Genomic DNA, 23180 nt, shown 5'->3' on the forward strand with positions numbered 1-23180 from the left:
TCAGATCCCCGGACGGCGCGGGCGCTGGACACCCTGAATGGTGATTTCCCGGTCAAGGTGACGTTTTCCATGATCCGTCAGGGTGGCGATTTTCACCTCCTCATCAACATCGAGAACCTTCACCGCACTCAAGTTGCGCAAATATTCGATCTGCTGATTGACCCATGGCAGGTCCTGATAGATGGCACTCAGACGAAGCGCCCCGTCGAAAAACGGGGACGACAGACTTTCGTTGGTCTGCTTTGCCAGCTCCTGAAGAATGACCAGACGGGCTTTCTCCCTGGTCAGTTTTTCGTAATCAACCGCGATGCTGTTCATTCTTTGCTTGCTCCAAAAGGACTTCGTTCAGCCGTTCGCCCATGGCCTGGATGGGGGCTAGTTTTTGCTCCATGGCCGAAAATCGGCCTGCTTGTGCAACTTCGATCGTGTTGAGACGCCCGGCGATTTCCGCCATGGACAGTTCAAGGCGGTGGGTCGTTCCGCGATCAGGCAGATGCTTCAGCTCGCTCTCGATCGCCTGGATGCGCCGGTCGTATTCGACCAGCTTCGATTCCGCTTTGACCATCCGCTCTTCGAGCTTCTTTTCACCCGTCGACATCATCGTGCGGAACTGCGTGAGCAGATTGATGCTGTTGAGCGCCAGCGAGATCAGAACGCCGATAGCTGTCATATCGAGGATCATCGGCAATAAACCTCACGCTCGATCGACGTCTGACAGTCGATGCAACGGGCGGCAGCCGGATAGGCAAGCCGGCGCGCCAGTGGGATCTGCCGCCCGCAATCGACGCACTCGTCTGCACCGACCTTGTTGAGATCCGCACGAGCTGCCGCGACTTTGGCCGCTCGCTCCTGTTCGACCCTTTCCTCCGCCAGCTCGAAATGAATGTTACTGAACATTGGAACCCCCGGACACGGCGGCAGCGCGGCGCGCCTCACAAGCCCGGAGGGCGGTGCGATCCTTGCCCCAATAGGACGTGGTTTCCGGCTCATTAAGTCGCCGATCGGGCAACGGAACAGGATCATCGCAAGGCACCTTGGATGCCTTCGGAACCTCACGCTCGACATAGACGGTCTTGACCACGGGCGGGGTCTCAGCGCTGATTGAGCAGCCGGACGCGAGCGCGGCTAATCCCACCAGTGCCATCATCGGGCAGAGACGCATTCTGTTTCTCCAAGGCGTCGGCACGCTGATTGGCGGCCTCGATCTGATCGCGAGCCGCGTCCTGCGCGGCCATGGTTTGCTTGAGGGTCTCGGCAATCTTTGCCTGGGCGGCAGCATTCGATTTCTCGATCTCCGCGCGCCAATAGTTGTCTCGCTCGCTGCGGGCGGTTTTGGCGGCTGTGTCCACCATGGTCTTGATCTTGTCGATCGCAGCCACTCCGCCCCAGATGATGGCGGCAAGAACCGCAAGAGCAGCCAAACCGGCGATAAGGGTGCGGCTCATGATTGACCTCCGGCGGGAGGCTCAAGGAAAGGCGGATCAGGCTTTGGTCCCCGCGTCATGAAATGCATGTCGAGAGAGCCGAAACCCCGATGAATTCCGAGGATACCGACAATGATGGCGACCATGGAGGGCAAAGCAATCGAGCCAAGCTCCACGGACTTATCGTTGATGGCAGCACTGACCGCCAGAATGAGAATGACTGCCCAAGCCATCGCCGAGGATAGCCACAGGGCGCGTTTGGTGGTGCTGTAAGATGGCTTTTCCATCAATCGTCACTCCAAGTCTGGCGGATCATCCAGCTAAAAGGAATGGCGATCATGGCACTCACGAGTAGATGCAAGACGCCCAAGCCAATGATGAAACCGATGCCGGAGCAGATGGCTGCGTAAATGGCAAAGAAGATTGCCGTCATGCAGATCTTCCGTTTGAGACTGATATTCATGGCTTAGCCTCCGACGCATAGGTCAGAAGCGCGGCCCTAGTGTCCCGACCGGCTATGCCGTCAACGGTCAGACCGTTCGCCCGCTGAAATGCCTTAAGCGCCGCTTCCGTGCCCGCGCCGAACTGGCCGTCAATGGACAGGAGATAGTAGCCACTAGCCTGCAGGGCGCGCTGTAGCCATTCAACTGCATCGCCGGACATACCCCGCACCAACGCGATGCTTCCCTGTTGGGCAGTCTGCATGTTGCCAGCCAAGTTCCCGACAGCAAGCTTTGCTCGCGTGAGGCAGGCTGCACGGTCGGCCAAGCCGTTCTTGCCGCCGTTGATGACCCTGGTGAGAGCCACGAGGTCATCGCGATCCGCAACAGCGTTAAGCTTTTTGACGTCCCAGAAATAGATCATGGCCCAGCCCGCCCAAGGCCACGTCGCAACCAGCGCCGGCTCCGCTTCGAAATCCGGGCATCCTGGGTTTCGCTTGCGCATCCAGGCGGTGAAGGCTCGGTAATTGCCTCGACCGGTCAGTTGCAGAGGGCTACGTCCCTTGTACCGGACACCATCGCCCGGCTTGGTGTTCCCAAGATCCGCTCGACCCTCGTAATCCTGTCCGGAGGCATATTCCTCGATCGCGCAAAAGCCATCGCTCTCGTGGCAGATCTGCGCCAGGAAATGGGATATCCGCAGGGATGTATCGATGCTGATAGACGCCAGCAGTTCAGGCAGGACCATACTCAGGCTGCGCAGGATGGTAGCCTGGGCGCCAACCTTCTTGGAAGGCGCATAAGGCGCGACCTGCCTAAGGACATTAATATCAATACGAGACGACAACTGATCCAAGGCAGCCCCCAGCTAAAGAAAAAAGCCGGGCAAGACCGGCTTTGCTGAGGACGAGTTTTGCTCGTTATGGGCGCATCAAAACAGCCGGTAGGGTGACCGGGTCAAAATTCGAAAAGATCGAGTTGATTGGTTTCACCGGACCGCAGCCATTTGCTCACTGTCTTATGTGTCGTGTGCAGTTGGCGGGCAATGTCGTTCGTGTTCAGCCCCTTATTATACTTTAAATGGCTGGCGATAAAGGGCTTTGCTGTGGGCACATATAATGGACCAGAGCCGACCTTGGCTGCCAGACTGATAGCGGCGTCCTTGCCGAGTTCTTCGGCCACTGCGGACTCCGTCTGAGGACTTTCCGAGAGGTAGACATACGACCCTCCGAAGGCCAGGAGGAACTGGATAGCCTTCTCGATGCCGACCGCCGTCACATACGGCTGGACATGGGCGGGAACGCGGATTTCAGCCACGGCGCACCTCCAGCTGCTGTTCGAGGATCAGGATTTCGCGGGTCACGGCTTTCAACTCTCCAAGCTTTTCGAATTTGCCGCGTTCGTGCGGCCTCATGTTTTCAATGCGCTTCACAAGCGCTTCACGGCGGTCCTGAAGCCTCTTCAAATCACCCTTGAGAAAGAGAGGCAGGACCGGCGTCATCGTCAGATCCTTTTGCCCGGCTGGACGCGAAAGCAGGTCACGACGCCTTCGTCCTGGATGACGAATTTCATCCCGTCAGCAATCACCTTGGCTGCACCGAACCGGACGCCTGTGCTGCATATGGCGCGGATCTCGGAGCGGATCGCCTCGACATCGATGCCGTGCCGGCGCTCCAGAAAACGAAGGACAGCGTGGTCAGTGACGACGGCAATGGTGAAGCCGGTTTCTGGCATGGGTTTGGCTGGAGGCTTTTGGCTCATGCGCGCGGCTCCCACCTGATCAGGACACCTTGGAAGATGTTCTTGTCATGACTGTCGCGCCAAAACCGGCCCATGGTTTCCCGTGCCGTCGCGCCGATCAACTTTGCCGGTGCGATGCCTTTCAACCGGATCGGATCAAAACCGTCCGAGGCCGCGAATGGCTCGATCTCATCGCGGTGCAGCGGTTGGCCGTTGATGGCGATGTAAACAATGCCAGCGTCGATCAGGTCGCTGGACATGATGACGATCGGCAAGACGGCAACGCAGATCGGATCGTTGATGATCTTCCGGCAATGCTGGGTCCGCAGCCCCTGGAAGAGCTGGACGGGTTCGCCGACATGGGCATGGCGGCGGCGATGGCCCCGGATCGTGTGGGTCTTGGTGCCGTCCTCGATCTGTGCCGCGAAGAATTTCTTGAAGCCGTAGGCGACCATCAGACAACCTCCGCTTTTGCCTTGCGGGCAGCTGCGCGGCGCTTGGCTTCCCCAGGTGTTGCAAGCGCCATGTCAGTTATCTTTGTGTATTTGTCTTGCATGCCTGGGCGAAGCCACACGGTTGGTTGAGGCACCCATCCTTGTATCCAGATGATCCAGACATAATCCGTGGCGCTGGACGCTTCCGGGTCCCAAACGCCTTCGATCATCGCGACCCGTTCAGCATGATGCGCAACGAACGTCGGCCGGTGCAGGTGATAAATCGTATTGTACCGCTCCTGTCCGGACAGCCAGCTGGCGCGAACAAGAAAGGCCACTCCGCGCCGGGCTATTGCGAACGCCTGTTGGAAAAAAGCAGCGGCGATCTCAAAGGGGGGATTGGCAAAAATCCAGTCCGGGCGCTTTTCGCCATCCGCTTCAAGGCTGGCGATTGTCTCGAAGGTGAAATCACGGATCGGTGGATTGATTCCCCAATCATGCACATCCGCAAAATCGACCTGCTTGAACACTTCGCGCAGAGGTCCGAGCATATGGCCTCCGCCGACACATGGGTCTCTGACGATCATGGTGTCGAGCCGAAGGTTGAGCGGCAAGAGCAGCTCGTGAAGAACAGCCCGCGTTGACCAGGGCGGCGTCGGGAAGAAATCGAGCGAACCCTTTGGATGGTTTCGGCTGTTCATGACATTGGCGGAGCCGCGCATCATTCACCTGCCTTTTCGACGGGAGACCTGTCATCCTGATCATCCTTGGACTTGGGCGGGAAAAGCTTGTGAAGATCGAAGCCACCGGTAGAACGGATATTCATGGTTCCATCGCGGTTCAGCTTCATGGTGATAGTGACCGGCTTCTTTTTCTTCACCATCACGCAGCCGCCTTTTGGGCACGCACCCGTTCGCCAAGCGCATTCATGACGGTCTGCCACTGGCTCGGCTTCACATCGGCCAGCCAGACATTCGACAGATCGAGCAATGAGGCGACTTGCGCATCAAAGCCCTTGCGTACGATCAGGCTCACGCCGGGATTGAGGATCTTCCACTGCGCCCAAGCGATCTTCGCGCCGTCGCTGGCCAGCCACTCTTGGCCGTTGGTGTTGCCGAAGCCGACACCAGCCTCGCGGGCCAGCCATGTTTTCAGCCCCTCAATCGCTTTCTTGGCATCATCGGCGTGGTGCAGGAATCGAACATGATCGAGACCGGTCTGGCGGGTCACAAAGGCCAGCAATGCCGCGTCGTCCCGGTTCTCGACCACGCCAAGGTTCCAGCCCGCGATCCACAGCGCCTGGAGCTTCTTGACGAACTTTCCAGCCAACGTTTTGCGCTTGCCAGCGCCGGCCGAAGCCGGGGCAAAGCCTTCGTTGCGAAATACCGTAAGCACCTTCTGGCGCTCTGCCTCTGTCATGTCTTTGGCGGATGGCTTGCCGGTGATGTTTTTGAGCTTGGCCCGGTAGGTGTCTTCGTCCAGGCCGAGCTGCTTCCTGGCAACGTGAATGGCTGCGATAGATGAGGTCATTTGCTCGCTCCATTATCAATCTGCGGCCGCGCATCATGCTCCTCGCAAACAAACATCCAGTCGCGCAACGGAACCTGTATTCCGCCTTCTTCCATTTTCGCGATGATTTCCGGCTGCGTTTGAGTTTGTGCGATGATCCGGTTTCCATCTTCTGCACGACGCTTGCATTCCTCCATATCGTACGGAAGCGGTCCCCACGTGCCTCCGATCTGAGATCCAGCATAAAGCACCATCCAAAGCTTAACTTCAGTGAAGAACATCATTCGTCTCCTTCGAAATACGGTATCTGCTTCAGGGGAGCGGAGATCGCGAGAGGCTTGGACGCCTTCGATTGTCGCTCGGCCAACTTCTTGGCTTTGTCACGTACGGCCTGATCCTTCTCGATCTTGGAAAGCTCATCGAGCAGAAAACCGAGGCTGCCGTGGTCTGAAACCGCGACCTCGATTTTCACGACCGCTTGTGAACCAGTCACGGCGGCGGAGTATTTCTTCAGGCGCGATGCTTCTGAGAGATAGATCATGCTCATGGCAGTTCAGCCTCCGCATCCATGGCCGCGTCAACGACTTGGTCTAGGAGGTCGCCGGACAGGATCTCGATCTCCGGCGACATGATGGCAACCGGGCCACGCGGCTCGATACTTTCGAGAGTGCGCACCCGTAGCCAGCGATAGCGTAGGGCGTCAATGTAGAGATTCGGAAAGCCAGCGGCTGATAGCACGGCCATGGCAATAGCCTCAGACGAGCCGTTGCTGCGGGCATGGCGGCGGCAGGCTGCCTGGAAGACCTGGTTGTCGATGACGGTGTCGCGCAAGGCGGCAAAGGACGGTGAGTGCGTCATGCCGCACCTTCCTTTTCCATCTCATCAAGCCGCTTGCGGGCCTCTGCAATGGAAAGAGACGTGTATCGTCTGGTGAGCCTCGCAGCATACCCAACGAAAGTCAGCCAGCCGAAGATAAAGCCTGCCCATTGAAGGGCTTGGCTATTTGCGAGTACGCCGATAGCAATCGGTCCAATGACGAGTAGGAAAATGCTTGCCGTAACCCGCAAAGCCGAATGAAGGCGATTGTCAGCAATATAGATTTTAACCGTGCTCATGCCGCACCTGCCAAGGCTGCTTCCGCCATCAGATGATCGGCGGCCACCTGAGACGGCGTCGGGCATGGCTCAATGGCATTGATGGTGTTCAGGATGCCGCTCACCCCGAACGTCGCGCTGCACTCGAAGCGCACCAACAGCATGCGCTCCTGCTGTTCGGTAACCGGCATGGCATGCGCGCAGCAGACAGGGCAGGTCTTTTCGGCTTTCAGTTTTGCGTAAAGGTGGCTCATGCCGCACCTCCCACACGATCGCAGAAGACGTCATTTGAAATGATGACATCAATGCCGGCGTCCTTCACGATGCCATATCCTTCAACGAAATCGTCAGGATCGAAGTCGTACCCGCCACAAGTCGCCAACTCAGCGATATGCTTTGCATGGCGCTCTAAGGCATGGTCCCCATCACCAAAGTCCGAGATAGAGGCGTTAAACTCCGGCATAAGGGGAGCGAGCTTCTCTGGCTCGATGTAAACGTACACCCGCTGGGTCACTTCAAATACAAATCTCTCTTTCATCGCTATGCCCTCACGCTTTGGCGATATCGACAGTAACAGCGGTCCATTCGTCCTGGACGGACTTGCGGACGTGAAACCGGATGTATTGTTTGGAATAGGCGACGTTGATCGCATCGTTGATGGCGCGCACGGCCTGCACCCACCGCTCGTCCTCAATGGCAAGCTTCGTGAGCTTCTTGATTTCCTTGAGGTTGACCTTGCCCTCTTTGTCCGTATCGAAGGCACGGGTGATCAGGGCGCGGATCTCGACACGGGCGTCGGATGTCCATTCGTTGAGGCATTCGTCAATGAGGCTCTTTGCCACCTGAAGCTCAGGACCGGCTGTCTCGAAATCATTGATCGCAACGGACACTCGCATCAATCCGTCAATGGTCTGATAGGTTCGGTTGCCCTTTATCCCGCCTGACTTCGCACCGTATTCCTGCTCCAGCATAGCGTCCAAAGCGTCGAGATCATCCATGCAGTGGGCACGAAACCGGGCGATCCGAGCCGAGATATCGACAGCATAGGCCATGACCTTGCGGACCGATTCGTCGCGCAATTTCTCCTGCGGCTTCACCAGTTCCAGCGGCACCAATGCGCCCTTGGCATTGGCCATGTACTCTTTGCCGTTGACGAGCGTGACACCGTCGGCAGGCTTTTCTTCGAGAATAATTGCTTCCATTGTTTCAGTCCTTTTTGTGCAGATTTCTGGCGGCGTTTCGAATGCCCTGTGAGGTGGCAAGGAGGGCGTTCAGCGCCCTCTTTTCATCGCGTGTCCCTTTGCTGGCCTCGTACCGGTCAAGGGCTTGCCAAACCAGCATGGCGGCGTTGACGAGGGTTTCGTCACACGGGCGGCGGTTCAGCGCCGCCCGTTCTTCCTTCTCGGCCGCCCGGATCGTCCGCAGCAGCTTGGGACCGACCACTTCAAGCAGTTGGTCAATCGGGATTTCGAGTGGGACGATGAGCGCTTTCATGCGGCGTCACCTCCGTCTGGAGGCGGCGTTGTTGGCTGGGCAGTACGGATGGGGAACAGGATAACCTTGCGATCCTTGGCCGCTCGTGCCGCTTCCAAGGCAGAAGAGACCCGCTCGGCAATGGCTTGTTCGGCAATTTCCTCCACGTCGCGTGACAGGTTTTCGATGACGCGGAGGTTTTCCAAGAGGGCTTCTATCATTTCGGCATGGATGAAGAGACCGGCGTGCCGATGGTCGTCAAAGCGGCCGCGAAATTTTGCGATCATCTCGGAAGGGCGATGGTTCATTCTCATACTCGTGCCTCCAGGTTGGATGCTGCAATGTCGATGATCGGCGCGGACATCAGGCGTCCGTCGAGCGCCACGTGTGGGCGACCCGAAACGGCTTCGATCCGTTCCTCCATGTTCCGCGCTTCCATTTCGAAGGCGCGAAGGGTGAGCAACATTCCGGTCGTATCATCGGGTACACCGCCAGACTGGACACGCTGACGCATTTCGCGAAGGGCGTCAGAAAGCATCTGAGCCTACCTTTCTCTGGTCGGTTTGAGGGGTAATGCGGCTGTGCGGGCAGCCATTGCGGCAGGCCTGATGCATGCGCACCGCGTTGGCACTGGCTGTGCTGAAGGGGCGTTTCTGCCAGCCCTGGCATACATCGCGGCCTATATCGCCGATCACCGGGCACTGGATGGTTTCGGCCATGAGAGCACCGCGCACGATGGCTTCAAACCGCGCCATGTCGCCCAGTTGATAGGTGTTTGACAGCACCTGACTAACCGTTGATCCTGAGTAGGAGAGCTTTCGGGCAACGGCAGCCTGCGTTTCTGCATTGCAGGCTTCTGCCAGGGCAATGATCCAGTCCGGAGCATTGTCACCCCAAGCCGCTTGTGCTTTGGCAACGTTGTCGAGTTTGACTTTGGCAATAGTGCTCATGCCACCACCTCTTCAGCTGTGGCATCGCCATAGATTTCCTGATTATTCGGGTCGTAGACAAACTGCGACCGCAGGACCATGGGCGCTTCAGGCCCCTTGATCATCTTCGGATCAAGCCGGTAATAGGCGGGACTGCCACGCTTTCCAGCAGCCAGCAGGATCAGATAACCAGCGTCAAAGAGATTGCTGACATAGGCTTTTGCCGAGTCCATCGTGATCCGTGTCTCGTCCGTCTGGCTCCAGTTGACGAGATCGCGTGTGCAAAAGCCATTGCGTGCCAGAGGCCCACGCATGTAGTTCCACATGCAGCGGCGAGGAGGCTGGCTCTCAATCAGAGAGCCGTTGCGGTGAATGCGCGGCGTTGACGATTGCCGCAGGAGAACCTTGTAACCACCGTTGAATGGATAGGGTGTGAGCACACCAGCCTTTTCGAGCTTGCGTACAAAAGCACGGATTTCATCACGCCCTGCGCTGGATTTTGCGAATATTGCATCCACAGAGACAGGCTGGCCGAGATGATCTAGATCCATGATCACCGACCAGTAATGATCATATCCTCGCCGAACTGGCAGGCCCTTCTGAACCTTGAGTTTGAGAATGATCGACATCACGCAGCCTCCCGGCGTGATGGCAGATGACTGCGCGAGAACTTGCCGTTGCCAGCGCGGTACTTTGCAAGGTCAATCTCAGACAGACCCTGTTTTGCGGCAGCCTCGGCAATCGCGTGCAGCGAATTACCGATACGGCGCACACGACCTTCGCCCTCGCTATTGGCCTGCGCAAGCAGGTCATCGGCAATCGTCAAATGCGGATAAAATGTCCGCGCCAGCGTGCGCGTATCATCAATGTCGCAGGGCTGCGCATAGCCCATGGTCAACACAAGGTCGCGGAACCGATCGACGCCTTCAAGCTTTTTTGGAAACAGCTCCTCACCAATCAACAGCACCGGCACATTGCTCTTTTTAGCAATACCACGCACCAGCTCGATCATGCGCTTGTCGACCAGCTTGTCAGCCTCGTCGATGATCAGCGGGCGCTTTGGGTCGCGGGCCAACAGCCCGATAATCTCGTCTTCAAGGTCAGACAATGTGCCCTTGGGCTGATAGACGCCAAGCTCGGCAAGAATGGAGCGCATCAATTTGGCGCGGGTCCATGTATCCGAGATCTCGATATAGGCGGCGGCTGTCTTGTTCTGGCAATAAAGCGCGGCAACCGATTTGCCGTATCCGGAAAACCCGGCAAACACGCCAAGGTTCGGTTGCAAAGGATGCCGGTTCTGCAGGGAGCGAACCAGACCAAGGCACGCTGCCACGTTCTTGATCGGTGCTGTGTCCCCATTGACATTTTGCGTTGTTTTCGTCATTTTTTCCCTCGTCTTGAATGAAAGTGAATAGAAAGGTCCGGTTGCAGCCGGGCCTTTTTCTTTTGAGCTAGCCGCGCAACGCCGCTTCCAGCCCGAAATCCCCCATGATGTCTCTCCGTGTTTGGTAGTCGCTGCTGCTCTGGCACCGCACGAGTTTGACGGCGACCGCGTCATCGACGATCGCGCCGGAGGCAATCTGTGCCTCGACGCTCAAAGCCCATTTGAACATCCGTGCATCGTCGGAAAGGGCGGCGTCTGGATCGAGGTGGATGACCTTGGAGCCCTTGCGGTGTTCGGCTTCTCGGACGATGGCCGCATGGATTTCAGCGGCCTTTTCATTCAGTGGCTTGACCACTTTCCCCATAGGAGGCGCGGTGACGGCCTCAAGGGCGGCTTCGATCTGTGGCGTCGTGTGCTGCTCTTCACGTTTCGGCAACTGGATGACGTTGGCCTTCTTTGCCTCGCGTTCATCAAATTCGCGCTTGGCGAGTCGGATAGTGCGCTCGATGCCAGATGGGCCTTTCTTAAGGGCGCGGATATCGGCTTTGATTTCCCGTTCCTTCTGGCGGATCAGCTCAGAGGAAATCTCCTTCTGTGCCTTGACGTAAGCCTGCGGGTTGATGTCAGAAAGTTCGGGGCAGATTGCCACATCAAGATAACGGCCATCTTCCGCGTCAAAGACATAGACCTTGCCCATGTCCAACGGGTCCATCCGCACGAACACCTCGGTTCCGACCATGATGGAGCCGGTCAGGTAATAGAAACTGTCGATCTTGATGCCCTGTTTGGTCATCTTGCGCAGGCCGTTCTTACCTGCGACCGGCATCAACAAAGCGTCCATCGCCCGCTCATCAACACGACGAATGGGCGCTACCGACGCCGCAGCAACAGCGTTCGGGCTACGGCCTTTCAAGCCGCCATGTTCGCGTTCGTGATAGCGATACATCAGCCAGTCATCGATATGGCGCTGGAGCTGCTCGGCGGTCAGCGCCACCTCAAACAGATCCCGCTCGTCGGCACCCAGTCGGGCCGAGAAGCTCTTGCGATCTTCAATTGCCTTTCTGTCCGCAACGGAATGACCGACATAGCCCGGCAATTGCACAGCAACTTCATGCTGGAATGTCTTGATGACCCGCTCGACATGGCCCTTCTGTTCGGGGCTGTAGGCATCAGATACGTCCATGGTGATGTCTAGCGACGTGAAGAGCCGCTTGGTGGCAATGGCGACGAAATCCGATCCGTTATCCGTCTTGATAACCTGGGCAGTCCCCCACAAAAGGGTTGCCTTGCGCACCAAAAGGCCAACAGCAGAGGCTCGTGGCGTTTTTGACAAGGTGATGACGAGGCGGCGCGTGGCAATGTCAATGCAGGCGTAGAGGGAGTGGCGTCCGTCAAGGCAGAGCGCATCTACCGGCGATGCATCAATCATCCAGAGTGCATTCGGCTCATCAATATGGCGATAGGTGCCGGTGCCAGACAGCTTCATTGTCGAGCGGAATTTGTCGGGATTGGTAATCTTGGTCAGAACGACCTTTTCGTCTTTCCGCAACGTCTTGATGAAGTGCTGGAAGGTCCGCAAAGGCGGCAAAGGCTTGCACTCACCATTACGATCGACAAGCTCCGCGCCGAAGTGGTCTTTGCAATAGCCCATGATGATTTCGGCTGACAGCGCCGGATTGGAGGCGATCCAGGCGAGGATATAGGCCCGTACCTCGCCACCGTTGGCCGTATCGAGCAATCCCGTGCCACCTCTCGCCTTGCTGCGGTCAACAGCAAGAGTGTCAACGCTCTTTTTAGCGCCCGCGCGCCAACGCATCAGGCTGCGGGGAGAAACGGAGCCAACATGTTTGCGAACCCATTCCTCGACCTGCAGAGAGCGATTGTTATACCGCATGCAGAAGTGGTGTAGCGCCGTGGTTAGAGGACGGCCCTTGGCTTTAACGCCCTTCAAGAAGTCATCGAAGACCGCAAGAACAGCCAATCTGGCATCCCGCTCAGAGCGGGCACGATCGGTCAACACAACAGCGCTAGTTTCCTGAGCATCCGTCGCCTCTGGCAGGTCGGCAATGCCGATCGTCTTGTGCCTTTGCAAATATGCAGCCTGGGCCACCAGTGGCAGAAGCAGGTAGCGGTATTCCATGCCGCCACCACGGCCCTGGCGCTTGCGGGCGAACGGATGTGCGTCCCAATTCAGCCGATCGGCAAGCAACTGAATACCTCGTTCGGTGTCTGGCATATCCGGTAGCTTTTCTGCCGCAATATCCCGCGCTGTGAGCCACTCCTTCATGAGCGGCCTCCTTTGCGGCTGTTCACAAAGGCGCGTATCTCGGTTTCATATTGAGCCAACCAGCGAAGGGTTTGCGCCGACGATGCGAGTTGCTTTTGGAGCAATTCCCGCTGACTGGTGCTGGTTGCAATCACCGGCATTCTTCCGCTTGCGACCGCCTCAACAGCGGCGATCTGGCTCCGGAGCGATATTTTCCCGCTCATCTTTTTGCCCTCACTCGTGCTTCCAGTGCCTGACGTCTGGCGATGACGTCCCGCTCGTGTTCTTCAATCAGGTGGAGTTCGATCATGTCGCTGTAGCGCTCAGGCACGGCGACATAGCCAAAGCCGGAGACAACGAGGCCCATCAGATCGTGGCTGCCCGTCGCATCGATCAGCGCCATGAAGGCGTCGAGCGTAATCCGGTTGCTGTCGGCCGCTTCCGAGGCCCATTTGTTCAACATGTCCTCGGATATGCTGCGACCAAGATAGTCGCTCATCGCCTTGGCGATCTGGCTGCGGGTCAAGCCGCGCTCTTTCGCATCCTTCATGGCCCGGCTGATCGTCCGTGCAATCCTGTTGTCCAGTGCGCCGCGACCAGTCACATCTTCCCCGTAACCAGCAGCCACTTTCGGTGGTTGCCATGCAAACAGGTCAGGTGTGAGCGTGTCGCGGCGGGCCATCAGGCGGCTTTCTTCTCTGCAAGAAGCGCTTCGATGAATGACCAGTTCTCGGTAATGAACCGACGCTTGGCCGTGTCAGACAACTTTGAAAATCTATCGGAAAGCGCGACCCATGCCTCTGGCTTTGCCGCAACAGGAATGTGGTCGAGAATAGCAATCGCACCTGCGACAGTCTGCGCGGCAGACAGTTCATTCAGCAACAAGTCAACAATCGAGACTTGTCGCTCAGGTGTCTCCGCAGACAACGCCAGCAATTCAGATTGGTTGTCAGCAATGCTGTGCAGCGAGATACGAACCCGGATCTCGTCCTCAATCCGCGCAATCCTGAGATAACGCTTGATCGCTTCTTTGTTCATGCCAAGGGCTGTCTGCGCGGCGGCATTGAACGATGTCGAAAAGAACTCGCTTTGCTGATCAATCTCGTCATCTGAAATAGGGTCAGATTTGACCCCATTCTTTTTACGACCAGCTTTTACCGCACCATGAACCTGCTCGAATATCTCGCGCCAACGGGCAACGTCTCGCGCTTTATCGAGAATACTCAGTTCACGGCGCATGAAGTTTGCAGCAATTTCACGAAGCGTCGCCTGCGCCTCGGTTCCAACTTCCGTTGCTGTCTTGATCTTTGCTGTCACGTACAACTCACCGCGAATGCGGCGGGCACCGATCCGGTGCAGACCATCGATCAGGCGAAAGCGATCACCTTGCTCAACCACTTCAATCGGCTCGATCTGGCCGTTGGCTGACATATCGGCAGCAATGGCGTCTGCCCAATTCGGATCTGGGATGCGTCGTCCCTGACTAATGTCGATCAGATCAATCTGAATTTCTTCAATACGCATTTGAATGTCCTTGAATGGAAGATCATCGGGGCGTCAGGCAGCCCGGCATTTCGGCAGCTCAGGCGGCCCTTTCGTCCACAACCGACGTGCGTTTTGCGCTTCCGTTACGGCTCTTGTTGCTGCTAGTGTTTTCTTCGTCGTGACGGCCACGGGTGTAGCTGTCAGGGAAGAGTTCGCGGAACGGTACGTCGATCGCCTTGGCAATCGCCTCGGCGCCTGGACGGCTGGCTCCGATCATTCCTTGGCGGCACGCGCTTGCATAAAGGCCCGCATCCTTGGCGATCCCGGTGAGGGTCTTTCCCTTTCTCCGGACCTCGGCAAGGATGTCGTGCCTGTCCCACTTGCGTGTGGCTGTCATGGTAGCTCCTGTCATTTGAGGCACCCTTTGCAGAGGGTGGTCTTGGGTGATTTGCAGTTCAAGCATTTGCAGCAACCAAGTTCGTGTAATTTCGCGAGAATGTCAATGGTTTCTCACGAATTATCGCTTCGCAGTTCGCGACAAACGACGAGGGTAAATTTTGACGGAATTATTAATAAATATCGGTAACTTACGTCTTTTTCTATGGCAAAAACGTAACTCCGAAGGCAGTTCGGAGTTCGCGATAATCCAATGAAAAATACTGACAAAGAGTTTGCAGACCGACTTCGCCTAGCGATTAACGGCGAATCAGTAAATGCGTTCGCGAAAAAGTGTGGGATACCGGAGGCGACATTGCGTGGTTATTTAAATGGCAAGTACCCGGCTTCAGATACTGCACTGAAGATCGCTGACGCGGCCAATGTCGGTTTAAGTTGGCTGATAGCCGAGCGCGGCCCCATGAGACCAATCGAATATGCCGGAGCAGGTGGCCCTCAGATAGCATTAGGCTTCAGTGAGGATCTAACGCTGATCGAGCGTTTAGATATTGATGCGGCAGCGGGTGCAGGTACATATTTTGAAACTGAGAAGACCCTTGATTTCATTGCCTTTCAGACGTCTTGGCTACGACGCAGAGGCATCAATCCGGCAGCCACACGCCTTCTAAATGTCAAGGGTGACAGCATGGAGCCCACCATACGCGATGGTGATATGGCTCTCGTCGATACATCGATACACGAAATTATCGACAATGCGATCTACGTCATCATTGTCGGCCAAAGGCTGCTGATCAAACGTATCCATGTTCTCGTGACAGGAGCGTTAAAACTAATCAGCGACAATAGCTTATATAGCCCGGAGGAGGTCCAACCGAACGAGGTTGAATTCGTAAGGGTTGCTGGTCGAGTAATGTGGTTCGGGAGGTCAATTTAATGCATAAATATCAGATACTTGTTTCTCTGGCAGTTCTACTTTCATCGTGCCAAAGCCAAATGCGAGTTTTAGAAGCGGGTGGCGATATCCGTGTGGAGCCGTCCACCATCGCTGGCAGCGACTATGCCGTCCATCTCCGCAATACCATTGATTTTGGATACGATCCCGACGTTAAAGCAAATCGTGAAAAGTTCGCTCTCGGTATCTTGAAAAAACAGTGCCCAACCGGCAAAATCGTTAATGAAAACGTGATTGTAACTGGCACGTATCTAAGTGGCAGCCCGTCGCGGGTTTATACGGTCTACGTAAAGTGCAATGGCTAAATTTCGCGCCTTGAAGCCAGATTAACGGAGATAATGTGCCTGAAATCGACTGGAAGAAGGCCCCTCATAATGCGCGCTGGTGGGCCGTAGATTCAGATGGCCAGGCACACTGGTTCTGCGCCCCAAATGTTGCTGCATTCACCAATTTTTGGTTTTCCGAAGAAATTGCCGCCCCAAGTTTTGGTTTCACCGGCGACTGGCGCGAAAGCCTCACAGAGCGCCCGCCCGCCATTTGATCTTGCGCATCGCGTTTCGGCGTCACCCTGACAGATTCCCCGAGACCCCCGATAAAATAAGGCGTTTCCACCCAATCCCGGCAAATCCCACATATTCCCGGTCACTGCCATCTGTTATTGCGGGTTACACCACACGCCAACAAAGCCCGGCTTCATGATGAAATGATCGCCCGCCTTGTAAATCACCGGCTCGCCGCCATCGGGTGTGATCTCCACAACGCCCGACAGTATATGGCAGTATTCAAAGCTCTCGCCCTTGATCGACTTGGTCTCACCGGGGGTGGCTTCCCACACGCCGGTGTGGATCATCTCGCCACGGCAGACATCCTGCGGCCAAGTCTTGAAGGCCGGATCACCAGAGATCAGCCGGTCCGGCAGGGCCTTGGATTCTTTCGGCGTGAACGTTGGGTTGGTGTCAATGGTTTTCAAAGGAGACATTGATTAGTCCTCGGTTCAGAGTTGGCAGCAGTGATCTGCGAGAGTGGTGATCATGGTCTGGCAGGTGGCCAGTTCATCCATCAGGATATATTCGTTGGGCTTGTGGGCGCGGCTGATATCGCCTGGGCCGCAGATAATGGCATCGACACCCGCTTGCTGGAAAAGCCCGGCTTCTGTGCCGTAGCTCACGGCAGCCAATGGCTCGGTACCTGTGAGTCGGTGCAGCAGCGCGGCAAGAGGGGCGTTTTGGGGGAGTGAGAGTGCCGGATAAGCACTCATCTCTGTCCATTCCACGCCAAAACCCGTGCTGATGAGGGCTTCCACCGTCTGACGAACAGGCTGCAAAAGCACTGCGGGATCAACGTCAGAAATGGCGCGGGCTTCAAACTCGGCCTCACAGGTATCAGGAATGATATTGACGGCTTGTCCCCCGCGCACGGTTCCCACTTGCAGCGAGGAATAGGGCGGCTCAAACACCGTTTCAAACGGGCCACGTGTCAAAGTTTTTGCAGCATCGCGGGCAGCAATCAGAACCTCACTCATGGCATGAATGGCATTCAGCCCCAGATCAGGCCGCGATGAGTGGCCGGAGCGCCCGGTAATGGTGACACGGGCAGCTGCCTTGCCCTTATGGGCGCGGATGGCCCGCATGCCGCTGGGTTCGCCGATGATGGCGCCAAGCGGGCTTTCGCAAAGAGATGGCAGTTGTACCAGCATATGCGGCACGCCACGGCACCCGGCCTCTTCATCATAGGAAAAGGCGAGATGAATGGGACGGGCAAGCGGCATGGCGGCAAGCGTTGGAACGCAGGCCAAAGCGCAGGCCAGAAACCCTTTCATGTCGCTGGTGCCACGGCCAAAAAGCCTGTCACCCTCGCGTCGCAACTGGAATGGATCGCTCACCCAGCCGCTTTCGCCTGTTGGCACCACATCCATATGGCCGGAGAGGATATAACCGGGCACATGCCGAGGGCCGATGGTGGCAAACAGATTGCTGCGGTCTCCCTCAGGCCCGGGAAGCACGCTCACCGCCACGCCGTGGTTTTGCAGATAGTCACGGATGAAGCTGACAATCTCGCCATTGGCTGTGCCGACAACGGAAGGGAAGGCCACCAGGCGTTCGAGAATATCCAAGGGTCGCTCCATCGATCCGGTCTCGCAGTGCGGCGCAATGCTACTAAGACGCAAAGCTCACTGCCTTTGAAAAGCCGAGTGCGTCGGATCTGGAATCTACAAGCCAAGCGGTATTTTTCCTGCTGAAAGCAGGGGTTATTTGGTGGAATCTTTGGTTCCGGACGCCGAGGGGAGCGGAATATACCGACACCACTGAGACAGGTGGATCAGGCCTTCCGCGGTTCGCTTTGGCCTGGCTCTCTATGGATTGTAGAACAGTCCCGGCTTTGCATGCCGAAACCCGCCAGCGCGATCCGGACAAATTGCTGCGCATACGGTACAAGCTGGAAATTATCCCGACCGAAGGCCCATTCGCCGATCAGGCCCGAGACGGTCGCACTCAGGGTCATGGCAGCGGAGGCAGGGCTCCAGGGTGCGGTCAGTTGGCCCCTTTCGGCAGCAACCTGGAAGAGGGGCAGCAACTTTACCTTGAGCGTGCTCAGAATGCCATCCGAGTCGGTTTCCTTTATGGAAAGGTCCAGATGCAGGCTGACCCGGATTACGCCGCGCCGTCGCTCGTCGGCTTGAAGATGCGCCAGCATGTCGAACAATATCTGTTCAAGGGCGGCAAACACATCAACGGAACTGTCCGCCGGAAGCCGCGCCGCCAATTGCTCGAAAGGCTTGAAAGCCTGGTTGCGCAGGGCTTCGAGAATGCCGCGCTTGTTCTTGAAATGCCAATGCACAGCACCGCGCGTCACGCCCACCGCCTGGGCAATCTCGTCCAATGATGTCTCGTCAAAGCCTTTGGTGAGGAAAAGTTGCTCGGCAGCATTCAGGAGCTGCATGTGGGTTTCCGCTGCTTCTTCCTTGGTTCTCCGCAATGGGTCCTCCTGGGCAAAATTGTTGGGCACGATACGTTGTTTCCTGATTCATCACATATTTACTCCCTGCGATCAATCCTGTTTACAAACGGTATGTATGTATATATATCGGAGAGGCTACCGTTGGAGTGTTCCTAGCCATGCAAAAAACAAAGCGATTTCTTGTTGCGGGTTGCGCTGTTGCAGCCCTTTCCTTTTCCACCCCATCATTTGCGCAGATGCCAAATGCTGGACCGCCGGCCGTCGGCGTAACGATTGCCAAACTGAAGCCGATCAATGACACGACCGAGGTCAATGGTCGGGTCGAGGCGACGGATTCCGTCAATCTCGTTGCCCGTGTGACCGGGTTCCTGGAAGAGCAGCTTTTCAAGGAAGGCTCTGAGGTCAAAAAGGGCCAGGTCCTGTTCCGCATCGAGCGGCAGTCCTATGAGGCCGATCTGGATTCCAAGAAGGCAACTCTTGCCGAAAATCAGGCCACCCTTGAAAATTCGAATATATCGCTTGCTCGTAATGAGCAGCTTCGAGCCGGTGGCAGCGGCAGCCAGAGCAATCTGGACGACGCACGCGCCACGCAGCGGACCTCGATTGCCAAGGTCGCGGAATCGGAAGCCGATGTGCGCACCTCGCAGATCAATCTTGGCTATACCGATATCATCGCGCCTATCGATGGTCGAATTGGCCTTGCTTCGGTCACCGTCGGCAATGTCGTGTCGTCCTCATCGGGAACTCTGGCCACAGTGGTCAGTCAGGACCCGATGTATGTGAAATTCCCAGTATCCGTGCGCCGTCTCATCGAATTGAGGCAGCGGTTCGACAAGGAAGGCGGCCTGGAAAAGAGCGTCAAGCTCAAGATCCGCTTGCCGGATGGCAGACTGTACGACCAGGAAGGTACGCTCGATTTCTACGATATCAGCGTGTCCGAAAATACCGATTCCATCACCCTACGTGGCACAATCCCCAACCCGTTGCTGCCAACGGGACATCGGGAACTGGTGAATGACGAATTCGTCCGCGTGATCCTCGAAACCGTCGAGCCGACCAATTATCTCACCATTCCGCGTGCCTCGGTCATGATCGATCAGCAGGGCACCTACGTCTACGTGGTCGACGACAAAAGCATTGCGCAGGTGCGCCGTGTGACGCTTGGTCAATCGACGCCGGAAATGGCTGTTGTTACCAATGGCCTCAAGGAAGGCGACAAGGTGATTACCGACGGCATCCAGCGCGTCCGCCCCAATACGCCTGTCAATGCGCAACCGGCCGACCAGGCTCCTTCACCCGCCGCACCAAAGCAGGGCTAAACGATGTTTTCCAACATTTTCATCGACCGTCCACGCATGGCAATCGTCATTGCCATCGTGCTGACGATTGCCGGTGGGCTGGCGCTGACCAGAATATCGGTATCACAGCTTCCCGATATTGTTCCGCCACAGGTTCAGGTGACGGCTTCCTATCCCGGCGCTTCCGCCGAGGTGCTTGAACAGACCGTCGCGCAGCCAATCGAATCCAAGGTGGTCGGGGTCGACAAGGCCCTCTACATGAAAAGCACCAGCGGTAATGATGGCAGCTATTCGCTGACTGTCAGTTTCGCGCTGGGAAGCGATGCTGACATTAACACTGTTAACGTCAACAACCGCGTGCAGACGGCTCTGTCCTCGCTGCCCAGCGACGTTCAAAGTCTTGGCGTCTCGGTTAGTAAGAAATCCTCGTCCATCCTGCAATTTATCATGGTGCAGAGCGAGAAGGGCAAGTTTGATCCGCTGTTCATGACCAATTATGCGACAATCAACGTCCTGGATGAGATCTCTCGCGTTCCAGGCGTCGGTTCGGCATCGCTCTTCAGCAACATGAAGTATTCGATGCGGATCTGGTTCGATGTCGATCGCCTGTCCAGCCTTGGCCTTGTGCCTTCTGATGTCACAAGTGCTATTTCAGCCCAGAACGTTCAGGCGCCCGTTGGCCGTATCGGTGCCCGTCCGGTGCCTGATGACCAGGCATTTCAATACAACGTCCAGACCCAGGGCCGTCTCGAAACGCCGGAGGAATTCGGCAATATCGTGCTGCGTGCCAACAAGGACGGCTCGGTCCTGAAAGTGAAGGACGTTGCCCGTGTCGAGTTGGGTGCACAGAACGATGACACGGTCTCCCGCCGCCAAGGCGATCCTGGTGTCGCCATGGGCATTTATATGTCTCCCGGCGCGAATGCGCTGAACACGGCTGCGGCCGTCAGCGCCAAGATCGCACAATTGAATAGCCGGATGCCCGAAGGCATGCGTGCCAATGTCATGTATGATTCGACCACTTTCGTTGAGGATACGATTGAATCCGTCATTCATACGCTGATCGAAGCCTTCGTGCTGGTGGCTGTGGTCGTCTTCCTGTTTCTCGGCAATGTCCGGGCGACAATCATCCCGATCATTGCGGTCCCGGTCAGCGTTATCGCCACATTCGCGGTGCTGCTGGCGCTTGGCTATTCGGCCAATACGGTCTCGCTTCTTGCCCTTGTTCTTGCTATCGGCATCGTTGTCGACGACGCGATTGTCGTCGTGGAAAATGTCGAGCGCGTGATGGAGGAGGAGCCGGACCTGACACCGTCCGCCGCCACCAAGAAGGCCATGGGGCAGGTCACGGGTCCGATCGTGGCCATCACCCTTGTCCTGCTCTCGGTTTTCGTTCCCATCGGCTTCATCTCCGGCATATCAGGCGAATTGTTCCGCCAGTTTTCGGTCACCATCAGTGTTGCCATGCTGATTTCGGCCATTAACGCGCTGACGCTATCGCCGGCTCTCTGCGCCGTCTTCCTGCGCCACACCGGCGAAAAACGCGGCATCATGGGCTGGATCAGCCGACGTATCGACAATACGCGCGACGGCTATGCCTGGGCGGTCCAGAAAATGGTCCGCATGGCGGTCCTGTCCCTGCTGATCATCGGGGTCGGTGGAGCAGGTATTTATGGCATATCGAAGATCACCCCGAGCGGCTTCCTACCGGAAGAAGACCAGGGCACGTTCTTCATCGCGGTGCAATTGCCCGATGGCGCTTCGGTGGCACGGACAAGTGGTGCGGTTGGACAGGTGGAGGATTTGCTGAAAGCTATTCCTCAAATCGATAACGTCTCCTCGGTTATCGGTTATTCCTTCCTCGACAGCTATTCGGCCAGCAATTCCGCCTTCATGATTGTGCGGCTGAAACCCTTCGCGGATCGCCCGGCGGCCTTGGACAAGGTTCAGGCGGTCATTGGCCGGACGTTTGGCATGGTTCAGCAGGTCAAGGCCGCCACGGTTCTGCCCTTCAACCTTCCGCCCGTTCTGGGTCTATCCACCAGTGGCGGTTTCGAAGCGATGATCGAGTCGCTTGAGGGTGCCGATCCGGCGACCATGGCCAATGTCGCCTATGGCGTGGTCGGTGCGGCCAATCAAAATCCGCAACTGGCGCGTGTCTTCACCACCTATGGTGCCAATGCGCCATCGATCTATCTCGATATCGATCGTGAAAAAGCCCAGGCGCTCGGTATCAGCATCAGCGATATCTTTAACGCCCTGCAGGCAACGCTCGGTGGCTCCTATGTCAACGACTTCAACGAGTTCGGACGTACCTGGCAGGTCAAGGTCCAGGGCGATGCCGCCAATCGCCGCGATACATCGGCGCTTTGGAACATCTATGTCCGCAACTCCAATAGTGACATGGTGCCGCTCCAGTCGATTGCCGAGGTGAAGACAATCGTCGGTCCGCCAGTCATCACCCGCTATAACAACTATCGCGCCGTGACGATCAATGGCTCGGCTGCTCCCGGCACATCGTCCGGGGACGCCATGGAAGCATTCAAGCAGGTGGTTGCCAAAACCCTGCCAGCCGGCTTTGCGCTGGAATGGACGGGAACGGCCTATCAGGAACAGCAGGCCTCCGGCCAGACCGGTATCATCCTGGCACTGGCCCTGCTGTTTGCCTACCTGTTCCTGGTGGCGCTTTATGAAAGCTGGACCATTCCCGTGCCGGTTCTGCTTTCCGTCATCGTGGGTGTGTTCGGGGCCTTTGCCGGCATGGCGCTGACGCATATGACGATGGATCTCTACGCACAGATCGGTCTCGTGGTGCTCATCGCCCTTGCCGCCAAGAACGGCATCCTGATCGTCGAGTTTGCCAAGGAACACCGTGAGCAAGGCATGCCGATTGCTGATGCGGCGGTGCTGGGGGCTAAGCTGCGTTTCCGCGCCGTAATGATGACGTCGATTGCCTTCATCCTTGGCCTCGTGCCGCTGGTCTGGGCAAATGGCGCGTCGATGATGGCACGGCAGAATGTCAGTACGCCGGTCTTCATCGGCATGTTGACGGCCAGTACGCTCGGTCTGTTCGTGATCCCGATGCTCTACGTCACCTTCCAGACCGTGCGTGAAAAATTGAAGTCCTGGCTTGGCTTGGGTAAACCATCCGGACATCATGCGCCGCATACCGACCCGTAAGTCGGTTGTCTAAGCCTGTCGTTTGAAAAGACCGGATCGGAGATTGCAACGCAGCTTCCGATCCGGTCAATTTACATGATATTCCGGCCATTTTTACGCTTCAAAGCCGCAATTGCACTCTGTTGCCATTGCGGCTTTTCTCATTGGGCATCACGGTCCCGCCGCATAAAATGTCTTTTCTGCATGATACCTTAAGCCGATTCCGGTTTAAGCTTTTA

41 protein-coding genes are annotated in these 23180 nt (G+C 56.7%); 5 read left to right on the forward strand and 36 right to left on the reverse strand.

Annotation, left to right across the window (positions count from 1 at the left end):
• The 33 genes from G6L01_RS20860 to G6L01_RS21020 all read right to left on the reverse strand — a co-directional run bounded on the left by G6L01_RS20860 (window position 1) and on the right by G6L01_RS21020 (window position 14575).
• Entirely contained in the window at window positions 1-318 is a 318-nt protein-coding gene (locus tag G6L01_RS20860) for a hypothetical protein (RefSeq protein ID WP_174084648.1), read from the reverse strand.
• The gene (locus tag G6L01_RS20865) at window positions 299-682 is read right to left on the reverse strand and encodes a DUF2730 family protein (RefSeq protein ID WP_174376593.1); all 384 of its coding nucleotides are present in this window, start codon (window positions 680-682) and stop codon (window positions 299-301) included. Before G6L01_RS20865 ends, G6L01_RS20860 begins: the two co-directional genes overlap by 20 nt.
• Window positions 679-897: a TraR/DksA C4-type zinc finger protein gene (locus G6L01_RS20870; protein WP_174376594.1), complete on the reverse strand. Its 219-nt coding sequence runs from the start codon at window positions 895-897 to the stop codon at window positions 679-681. Before G6L01_RS20870 ends, G6L01_RS20865 begins: the two co-directional genes overlap by 4 nt.
• Window positions 887-1162 (reverse strand): hypothetical protein, encoded by a 276-nt coding sequence (locus tag G6L01_RS20875; protein WP_345799429.1) that lies wholly within the window; start codon window positions 1160-1162, stop codon window positions 887-889. The genes G6L01_RS20870 and G6L01_RS20875 overlap by 11 nt, the downstream gene beginning before the upstream one ends.
• Window positions 1092-1445, reverse strand: a complete 354-nt coding sequence (locus G6L01_RS20880) for a hypothetical protein (protein ID WP_174376596.1) — start codon at window positions 1443-1445, stop codon at window positions 1092-1094. Before G6L01_RS20880 ends, G6L01_RS20875 begins: the two co-directional genes overlap by 71 nt.
• The gene (locus G6L01_RS20885; protein WP_174376597.1) at window positions 1442-1711 is read right to left on the reverse strand and encodes an NAD(P)+ transhydrogenase beta chain; all 270 of its coding nucleotides are present in this window, start codon (window positions 1709-1711) and stop codon (window positions 1442-1444) included. Before G6L01_RS20885 ends, G6L01_RS20880 begins: the two co-directional genes overlap by 4 nt.
• Window positions 1711-1887: a hypothetical protein gene (locus tag G6L01_RS20890; protein WP_174376598.1), complete on the reverse strand. Its 177-nt coding sequence runs from the start codon at window positions 1885-1887 to the stop codon at window positions 1711-1713. The genes G6L01_RS20885 and G6L01_RS20890 overlap by 1 nt, the downstream gene beginning before the upstream one ends.
• Entirely contained in the window at window positions 1884-2720 is an 837-nt protein-coding gene (locus tag G6L01_RS20895; protein WP_234906923.1) for a peptidoglycan-binding protein, read from the reverse strand. Before G6L01_RS20895 ends, G6L01_RS20890 begins: the two co-directional genes overlap by 4 nt.
• A gap of 101 nt (window positions 2721-2821) precedes the next feature.
• Entirely contained in the window at window positions 2822-3181 is a 360-nt protein-coding gene (locus G6L01_RS20900; RefSeq protein WP_156631596.1) for a hypothetical protein, read from the reverse strand.
• Window positions 3174-3365: a hypothetical protein gene (locus G6L01_RS20905; RefSeq protein ID WP_174084653.1), complete on the reverse strand. Its 192-nt coding sequence runs from the start codon at window positions 3363-3365 to the stop codon at window positions 3174-3176. Before G6L01_RS20905 ends, G6L01_RS20900 begins: the two co-directional genes overlap by 8 nt.
• Window positions 3366-3367: 2 nt before the next feature.
• Complete coding sequence (locus G6L01_RS20910; RefSeq protein ID WP_156597109.1) at window positions 3368-3625, reverse strand: hypothetical protein; 258 nt, start codon at window positions 3623-3625, stop codon at window positions 3368-3370.
• Entirely contained in the window at window positions 3622-4059 is a 438-nt protein-coding gene (locus G6L01_RS20915) for an ASCH domain-containing protein (protein WP_174376599.1), read from the reverse strand. Before G6L01_RS20915 ends, G6L01_RS20910 begins: the two co-directional genes overlap by 4 nt.
• Window positions 4059-4763: an SAM-dependent DNA methyltransferase gene (locus tag G6L01_RS20920; RefSeq protein ID WP_156597105.1), complete on the reverse strand. Its 705-nt coding sequence runs from the start codon at window positions 4761-4763 to the stop codon at window positions 4059-4061. Before G6L01_RS20920 ends, G6L01_RS20915 begins: the two co-directional genes overlap by 1 nt.
• The gene (locus G6L01_RS20925) at window positions 4760-4921 is read right to left on the reverse strand and encodes a hypothetical protein (protein WP_174376600.1); all 162 of its coding nucleotides are present in this window, start codon (window positions 4919-4921) and stop codon (window positions 4760-4762) included. Before G6L01_RS20925 ends, G6L01_RS20920 begins: the two co-directional genes overlap by 4 nt.
• Window positions 4921-5568, reverse strand: a complete 648-nt coding sequence (locus tag G6L01_RS20930) for a regulatory protein GemA (RefSeq protein WP_174376601.1) — start codon at window positions 5566-5568, stop codon at window positions 4921-4923. The genes G6L01_RS20925 and G6L01_RS20930 overlap by 1 nt, the downstream gene beginning before the upstream one ends.
• The gene (locus G6L01_RS20935) at window positions 5565-5831 is read right to left on the reverse strand and encodes a hypothetical protein (protein WP_345799430.1); all 267 of its coding nucleotides are present in this window, start codon (window positions 5829-5831) and stop codon (window positions 5565-5567) included. Before G6L01_RS20935 ends, G6L01_RS20930 begins: the two co-directional genes overlap by 4 nt.
• Window positions 5828-6094, reverse strand: a complete 267-nt coding sequence (locus G6L01_RS20940; RefSeq protein ID WP_174376603.1) for a hypothetical protein — start codon at window positions 6092-6094, stop codon at window positions 5828-5830. Before G6L01_RS20940 ends, G6L01_RS20935 begins: the two co-directional genes overlap by 4 nt.
• Window positions 6091-6405, reverse strand: a complete 315-nt coding sequence (locus G6L01_RS20945) for a hypothetical protein (RefSeq protein ID WP_174376604.1) — start codon at window positions 6403-6405, stop codon at window positions 6091-6093. The genes G6L01_RS20940 and G6L01_RS20945 overlap by 4 nt, the downstream gene beginning before the upstream one ends.
• Complete coding sequence (locus G6L01_RS20950; protein ID WP_174376605.1) at window positions 6402-6662, reverse strand: hypothetical protein; 261 nt, start codon at window positions 6660-6662, stop codon at window positions 6402-6404. The genes G6L01_RS20945 and G6L01_RS20950 overlap by 4 nt, the downstream gene beginning before the upstream one ends.
• The gene (locus G6L01_RS20955) at window positions 6659-6895 is read right to left on the reverse strand and encodes a hypothetical protein (RefSeq protein WP_174376606.1); all 237 of its coding nucleotides are present in this window, start codon (window positions 6893-6895) and stop codon (window positions 6659-6661) included. Before G6L01_RS20955 ends, G6L01_RS20950 begins: the two co-directional genes overlap by 4 nt.
• Complete coding sequence (locus tag G6L01_RS20960; protein WP_174376607.1) at window positions 6892-7179, reverse strand: hypothetical protein; 288 nt, start codon at window positions 7177-7179, stop codon at window positions 6892-6894. Before G6L01_RS20960 ends, G6L01_RS20955 begins: the two co-directional genes overlap by 4 nt.
• Before the next feature lie 10 nt (window positions 7180-7189).
• The gene (locus tag G6L01_RS20965) at window positions 7190-7843 is read right to left on the reverse strand and encodes a DUF3164 family protein (RefSeq protein ID WP_174376608.1); all 654 of its coding nucleotides are present in this window, start codon (window positions 7841-7843) and stop codon (window positions 7190-7192) included.
• A 4-nt stretch (window positions 7844-7847) separates the two neighbouring features.
• Window positions 7848-8135: a hypothetical protein gene (locus G6L01_RS20970; RefSeq protein WP_174376609.1), complete on the reverse strand. Its 288-nt coding sequence runs from the start codon at window positions 8133-8135 to the stop codon at window positions 7848-7850.
• On the reverse strand, window positions 8132-8428 hold the full coding sequence (locus G6L01_RS20975; protein WP_174376610.1) for a hypothetical protein: 297 nt from the start codon (window positions 8426-8428) through the stop codon (window positions 8132-8134). The genes G6L01_RS20970 and G6L01_RS20975 overlap by 4 nt, the downstream gene beginning before the upstream one ends.
• Window positions 8425-8652 carry a hypothetical protein gene (locus tag G6L01_RS20980; RefSeq protein ID WP_174376611.1) on the reverse strand — a complete coding sequence of 76 codons (228 nt, stop codon included), beginning with the start codon at window positions 8650-8652 and terminating at the stop codon, window positions 8425-8427. The genes G6L01_RS20975 and G6L01_RS20980 overlap by 4 nt, the downstream gene beginning before the upstream one ends.
• Window positions 8642-9064 carry a transcriptional regulator gene (locus tag G6L01_RS20985; RefSeq protein ID WP_174376612.1) on the reverse strand — a complete coding sequence of 141 codons (423 nt, stop codon included), beginning with the start codon at window positions 9062-9064 and terminating at the stop codon, window positions 8642-8644. The genes G6L01_RS20980 and G6L01_RS20985 overlap by 11 nt, the downstream gene beginning before the upstream one ends.
• Window positions 9061-9672: a hypothetical protein gene (locus G6L01_RS20990; RefSeq protein ID WP_174376613.1), complete on the reverse strand. Its 612-nt coding sequence runs from the start codon at window positions 9670-9672 to the stop codon at window positions 9061-9063. Before G6L01_RS20990 ends, G6L01_RS20985 begins: the two co-directional genes overlap by 4 nt.
• The gene (locus G6L01_RS20995; protein ID WP_174376614.1) at window positions 9672-10427 is read right to left on the reverse strand and encodes an AAA family ATPase; all 756 of its coding nucleotides are present in this window, start codon (window positions 10425-10427) and stop codon (window positions 9672-9674) included. The genes G6L01_RS20990 and G6L01_RS20995 overlap by 1 nt, the downstream gene beginning before the upstream one ends.
• A 67-nt stretch (window positions 10428-10494) precedes the next feature.
• Entirely contained in the window at window positions 10495-12714 is a 2220-nt protein-coding gene (locus G6L01_RS21000) for a Mu transposase C-terminal domain-containing protein (RefSeq protein WP_174376615.1), read from the reverse strand.
• Window positions 12711-12917: a hypothetical protein gene (locus G6L01_RS21005; protein ID WP_174376616.1), complete on the reverse strand. Its 207-nt coding sequence runs from the start codon at window positions 12915-12917 to the stop codon at window positions 12711-12713. Before G6L01_RS21005 ends, G6L01_RS21000 begins: the two co-directional genes overlap by 4 nt.
• Window positions 12914-13375 carry a hypothetical protein gene (locus tag G6L01_RS21010; protein WP_174376617.1) on the reverse strand — a complete coding sequence of 154 codons (462 nt, stop codon included), beginning with the start codon at window positions 13373-13375 and terminating at the stop codon, window positions 12914-12916. The genes G6L01_RS21005 and G6L01_RS21010 overlap by 4 nt, the downstream gene beginning before the upstream one ends.
• Complete coding sequence (locus G6L01_RS21015; RefSeq protein WP_174376618.1) at window positions 13375-14217, reverse strand: ParB/RepB/Spo0J family partition protein; 843 nt, start codon at window positions 14215-14217, stop codon at window positions 13375-13377. The genes G6L01_RS21010 and G6L01_RS21015 overlap by 1 nt, the downstream gene beginning before the upstream one ends.
• A gap of 58 nt (window positions 14218-14275) precedes the next feature.
• Window positions 14276-14575 carry a helix-turn-helix domain-containing protein gene (locus G6L01_RS21020; protein WP_174376619.1) on the reverse strand — a complete coding sequence of 100 codons (300 nt, stop codon included), beginning with the start codon at window positions 14573-14575 and terminating at the stop codon, window positions 14276-14278.
• 252 nt (window positions 14576-14827) lie between these two features.
• Between G6L01_RS21020 and G6L01_RS21025 the strand changes: the two genes are divergently transcribed.
• From G6L01_RS21025 to G6L01_RS21035, 3 genes are read left to right on the forward strand one after another with little or no spacing between them, the layout of a single operon-like run.
• A complete protein-coding gene (locus tag G6L01_RS21025) occupies window positions 14828-15508 on the forward strand; it encodes an XRE family transcriptional regulator (RefSeq protein WP_174376620.1) in 681 nt (226 codons plus the stop codon).
• Window positions 15508-15831: a hypothetical protein gene (locus tag G6L01_RS21030; protein ID WP_174376621.1), complete on the forward strand. Its 324-nt coding sequence runs from the start codon at window positions 15508-15510 to the stop codon at window positions 15829-15831. Before G6L01_RS21025 ends, G6L01_RS21030 begins: the two co-directional genes overlap by 1 nt.
• Before the next feature lie 35 nt (window positions 15832-15866).
• Window positions 15867-16067, forward strand: a complete 201-nt coding sequence (locus G6L01_RS21035) for a hypothetical protein (protein ID WP_174376622.1) — start codon at window positions 15867-15869, stop codon at window positions 16065-16067.
• Between the two features lie 114 nt (window positions 16068-16181).
• On the opposite strand, the gene G6L01_RS21040 is transcribed toward G6L01_RS21035, so the two are convergent.
• From G6L01_RS21040 to G6L01_RS21050, 3 genes are all read right to left on the reverse strand, one after another.
• Window positions 16182-16505: a cupin domain-containing protein gene (locus G6L01_RS21040; protein ID WP_174376623.1), complete on the reverse strand. Its 324-nt coding sequence runs from the start codon at window positions 16503-16505 to the stop codon at window positions 16182-16184.
• Between the two features lie 15 nt (window positions 16506-16520).
• Window positions 16521-17651, reverse strand: coding sequence for an acetylornithine deacetylase (gene argE, locus G6L01_RS21045; RefSeq protein WP_070165463.1), 1131 nt, complete (start codon window positions 17649-17651; stop codon window positions 16521-16523).
• Window positions 17652-17845: 194 nt separating this feature from the next.
• Window positions 17846-18532 carry a TetR family transcriptional regulator gene (locus tag G6L01_RS21050; protein ID WP_070165465.1) on the reverse strand — a complete coding sequence of 229 codons (687 nt, stop codon included), beginning with the start codon at window positions 18530-18532 and terminating at the stop codon, window positions 17846-17848.
• A gap of 110 nt (window positions 18533-18642) precedes the next feature.
• Here G6L01_RS21050 and G6L01_RS21055 point away from each other — a divergent pair, with 110 nt between their 5' ends.
• Together G6L01_RS21055 and G6L01_RS21060 are read left to right on the forward strand one after the other, a co-directional pair.
• The gene (locus G6L01_RS21055; RefSeq protein ID WP_070165468.1) at window positions 18643-19803 is read left to right on the forward strand and encodes an efflux RND transporter periplasmic adaptor subunit; all 1161 of its coding nucleotides are present in this window, start codon (window positions 18643-18645) and stop codon (window positions 19801-19803) included.
• Between the two features lie 3 nt (window positions 19804-19806).
• Window positions 19807-22962 carry an efflux RND transporter permease subunit gene (locus G6L01_RS21060; RefSeq protein ID WP_070165470.1) on the forward strand — a complete coding sequence of 1052 codons (3156 nt, stop codon included), beginning with the start codon at window positions 19807-19809 and terminating at the stop codon, window positions 22960-22962.
• Window positions 22963-23180: the final 218 nt, after the last annotated feature.

This window comes from Agrobacterium vitis (assembly GCF_013337045.2).
Classification (GTDB): domain Bacteria; phylum Pseudomonadota; class Alphaproteobacteria; order Rhizobiales; family Rhizobiaceae; genus Allorhizobium; species Allorhizobium vitis_B.